The organism is Methylobacterium hispanicum, assembly GCF_022179285.1.
Lineage (GTDB): Bacteria > Pseudomonadota > Alphaproteobacteria > Rhizobiales > Beijerinckiaceae > Methylobacterium > Methylobacterium hispanicum.
Genome location: NZ_BPQO01000067.1, coordinates 1 through 4,103, shown reverse-complemented (window position 1 = coordinate 4,103; position 4,103 = coordinate 1). Strand labels below are relative to the sequence as shown.

General features: G+C 70.4%; 4 protein-coding genes. All 4 read right to left on the bottom strand.

The genetic code is table 11. The features are described from left to right. Positions 1-515 (bottom strand): cytochrome o ubiquinol oxidase subunit IV (gene cyoD, locus MFF56_RS32390; RefSeq protein ID WP_373324254.1); only part of this gene is annotated, 515 nt, incomplete at its 3' end. Then, on the bottom strand, positions 515-1,093 hold the full coding sequence (locus MFF56_RS31665; RefSeq protein WP_373324255.1) for a cytochrome c oxidase subunit 3: 579 nt from the start codon (positions 1,091-1,093) through the stop codon (positions 515-517). The genes MFF56_RS31665 and cyoD, both read right to left, overlap by 1 nt. A 68-nt stretch (positions 1,094-1,161) precedes the next feature. Then, positions 1,162-3,150 carry a cytochrome o ubiquinol oxidase subunit I gene (gene cyoB / locus MFF56_RS31660; RefSeq protein WP_238232167.1) on the bottom strand — a complete coding sequence of 663 codons (1,989 nt, stop codon included), beginning with the start codon at positions 3,148-3,150 and terminating at the stop codon, positions 1,162-1,164. Further along, positions 3,150-4,079 (bottom strand): ubiquinol oxidase subunit II, encoded by a 930-nt coding sequence (cyoA, locus tag MFF56_RS31655; RefSeq protein WP_082773045.1) that lies wholly within the window; start codon positions 4,077-4,079, stop codon positions 3,150-3,152. The genes cyoB and cyoA overlap by 1 nt, the downstream gene beginning before the upstream one ends. Between the last annotated feature and the right edge of the window lie 24 nt (positions 4,080-4,103).

Below are 4,103 nucleotides of genomic sequence, written 5' to 3'. Positions count from 1 at the left end.
TGGGCCATGATCCAGAGCGAGCCGACCAGCACCAGGGCGACGATGAGCAGGCCGAAGGCCAGGGCCATGACGTTGTTGGTCTGGTCCGGCCCGCTGCCGAGATGCAGGAAGAAGACGAGGTGCACGCCCATCTGCGCGACCGCCAGCACCATCAGCACGACCGGGATCGCCGGCTCCCAGATCAGGCCGGTGTTGGCCAGCCCGAACGAGGCGAGCGTGAGCCCGCAGGCCAGCGCGAAGCCGACGAGGTAGCTGTGCAGGGGGTCGTCCGCCTCGTCGGCGCCCGGCGCCTTGTCGGTGTGGCCGCTCGCGGCCGCTGGGTCCTGGCTCATGGCGTCTCGTGATGCCTCGGGATCGGGGGAGGCGGCCGCAGCGGCGCCCGCGGCGGCACCCGCGGCCCGGCCGCGCCCGGCGGCCGGGAGCCGCAGGACCGGCCGCAACACCAGCCGCAGCAGGACGGCGAGGCCGAGAAGGACCGGCGCGGCGAACCGGAAGGCCGACGACGCGCGGCCCATCAGCGGCTTCCCAGCAGGTAGACGGTGGTGAACACGCCGATCCAGACGATGTCGATGGCGTGCCAGAACAGGCTGAAGCAGAGCAGCCGCCGCCGGACCATCGCCCGGAAGCCCAGGGTCGCCGCCTGCAGCATCATGATCCCGAGCCAGAACAGGCCGACGGCGACGTGGAGCCCGTGCAGGCCGACCAGCATGAAGACGGCGGACAGGAAGGCGCTGCGGCCCGGGCCCGCATCCCGCCCGATCAGGCCCGCGAACTCGCGGACCTCCAGCCCGAGGAAGGCGAGGCCGAGCAGGAGCGTGGCGCCTGCCCAGAGCTGGAAGTCGCGCCCCGGCGCCCGCCGGGCCGCGCGCATCATCAGCCCGCAGGTCAGGCTCGATCCGAGCAGCAGCGCGGTCTCGATGAAGGCGCTGCGCTGGTCGAACAGGTCGCGCCCCGCCGGGCCGCCATCGGTCGCCTGCGACAGCACCGCGTGGGCCGCGAAGACGGTGGCGAACATCACGATGTCGCTGAGCAGGTACAGCCAGAAGCCGAACCCGACGACGATCCGGGTCGGGGCCGGGCCGCGCTCGGACACCGGAACCGGATCGGACCCCGTCGACCCGCGCTGCGGCGCGGCCGGATCCCGCACGGAGGCCGCGACGCTCACGACGCGCTCCGTGCGGAGGCCAGCGCCGCCTCGTAGGCCCGGAGCGCCCGGTCGGGGACCGCCTGCTCGGTCTCGGTGCGCCACGCATGGACGAGGATCACGGCGACGGCGCCGGCGAGGCCGCCGATCGCGAGCCACCAGATGTGCCAGATCGTGGCGAAGCCGAGGAGGACGGCGAAGAAGGCCGTCACGAAGCCCGCCATGCTGTTGCGGGGCAGCTCCACCGCCTCGGCCGCCTCGGCCGCCTCGGGCTCGGCGGCGCCCTGGCGCGTCCCGGCCTCCTTCATGTCCCAGTAGGCGTCCATGCCGTGCACCCGCGGCAGGCGCGAGAAGTTCCAGGGTGGCGGGGGCGAGGCGGTCGCCCATTCCAGGGTGCGTCCGTTCCAGGGGTCGCCGGTCGCGTCGCGCAGCGCCTCGCGCCGACGGATGCTGACGACGAGCTGGACCACCGTGAGGACGATGCCGAGGAGGATCACGCCGGCGCCGGCCATCGCCACGTACAGCCACGGCGCCCAGGCGGGATCGGTGGTGTGCTGCATCCGCCGGGTCATGCCCATCAGGCCGAGCACGTAGAGCGGCATGAAGGCGAGGTAGAACCCGATCAGCCAGCACCAGAACACCGCCCGGCCGAGGCCGTCGTGGAGCCGGAAGCCGAAGGCCTTGGGGAACCAGTAGGTGTAGCCCGCAAACGCCCCGAACAGGACGCCGCCGATGATCACGTTGTGGAAGTGGGCGACGAGGAACAGCGAGTTGTGCAGCACGAAGTCGATCGGGGGCACGGCCAGCAGCACGCCGGTCATGCCGCCGATGACGAAGGTCACCATGAAGCCCAGGGCCCACAGCATCGGCACCTCGAAGCGGATGCGCCCGCCATAGAGCGTGAACAGCCAGTTGAAGACCTTCACGCCGGTCGGCACCGCGATGATCATCGTGGTGATGCCGAAGAACGCGTTCACGTCGGCGCCCGCGCCCATGGTGAAGAAGTGGTGCAGCCAGACCATGAAGGAGAGGATGCAGATCCCCATGGTGGCCATGACCATCGATCTGTAGCCGAACAGGGGCTTGCCCGAGAACGTGGCGATGATCTCGGAGAACACGCCGAAGGCCGGCAGGATCAGGATGTAGACCTCCGGATGTCCCCAGGCCCAGATGAGGTTGATGTACATCATCGGGTTGCCGCCGCCGTCGTTGGTGAAGAAGTGGAAGCCGAGATAGCGGTCCAGCATCAGCATCCCGAGGGTGGCGGTGAGGATCGGGAAGGCTGCGACGATGAGCAGGTTCGAGGCGAGCGCGGTCCAGCAGAACACGGGCATCCGGCTGTAGCCCATGCCGGGCGCGCGCAGCTTGAGGATCGTGGTGGTGAGGTTGATGCCCGACAGGAGCGTGCCGACGCCCGAGATCTGCAGCGCGACGAGGTAGTAGTCGACCCCGACATCCGGCGAGTAGGCGAGTTCGGAGAGCGGCGGGTAGGCGAGCCAGCCGGTCCGGGCGAACGCGCCGATCACGAGCGACATGTTGACGAGCAGGACGCCCGAGGCCGTCAGCCAGAAGCCGACCGAGTTGAGCGTCGGGAAGGCGACGTCCCGCACCCCGAGCTGGAGCGGCAGCACGAAGTTCATCAGCCCGATGGTGAAGGTCATGGCCACGAAGAAGATCATGATCACGCCGTGGGCGGAGAAGATCTGGTCGTAGTGCTCGGGCGGCAGGTAGCCGGGCGCGCCCCCCGTCGCCAGCGCGAGCTGCGAGCGCATCATGATCGCGTCGGTGAAGCCGCGCAGCAGCATCACCAGGGCGAGGAGCACGTACATCACGCCGATCCGCTTGTGATCGACGCTGGTGATCCACTCGCGCCACAGATAGGGCCACCAGCCCTTCAGGGTCACGAGCGCCAGGACGCCGAGGATCACGACGACGACGAAGCCGCCCGCGAAGAGGGGGATCGGTTGGCCGAGCGGCAGCGCGCTCCAGGACAGCTTGCCGAGCATCACTTGTCTCCGCGCAGGTCCGCGGCCTGGCGCGGCGGCGCGCAGAGCAGGGCGGCGGACCGGGACATCCACGTCTTCAGGACCTGATCGAACAGGTTCGGCGCGACGCTCGCGAACGTGCGCGGCGGCTCCGCCTGGCTGGGCTTGGCCAGGGCCTCGTAGCCCGCGCGGTCGAGCCTGCCGTCCCCGGCCCGGACGCCGGCGACCCAGGCCTCGAAGGCGGCGGGCTCCTGGGCGAGGACGTCGAAGTGCATGCCCGAGAAGCCGCCGCCGCTGAACTGGGCCGAGAGGCCCCGATAGGTTCCCGGGCGGTCCGCCTGCAGGTGGAGGCGGGTCTCCATGCCCGCCATGGTGTAGATCTGGCTGCCGAGCTGGGGCACGAAGAAGGAGTTCATCACGCTGGCCGAGGTGAGGCGGAAGCTCAGCGGCGTGCCGGCCGGGACCACGAGGCGGTTGACCGTCGCGATGCCCTGCTCGGGGTAGAGGAACAGCCACTTCCAATCGAGCGAGACGACCTCGACCGCGAGGGGCTTTCGCGGGGCGGCGAGCGGGCGGGCGGGATCGAGGTCGTGGGTTGCGACCCAGGTCATGCCGCCGAGGAACAGGATGACGAGGGCGGGGATCGACCAGACCATGAACTCGATGCGGCCCGAGTAGGACCAGTCCGGCCTGTATCGGGCGCGCGCGTTCCGGCTGCGGAACCACCATGCGAAGGCGAGCGTGGCCAGGATGACCGGCACGACGATGGCCAGCATCACCGCGGTGGCGTTGAGCAGGATGGTGCGCTGCTGCAGGCCGATCGGCCCCTGCGGATCGAGCACGCCGGCGCAGCCGGAGAGGCAGAGGGCGAGGCCTAGCGTCGATCCGAGCGCGGCCGGCCTCCGGCCCCGGCTCGGAAGTCCGGCCCAGGCCGGTGCGTCCCCCCTCATCCGCAGACCTTTTCCCCTGATCCC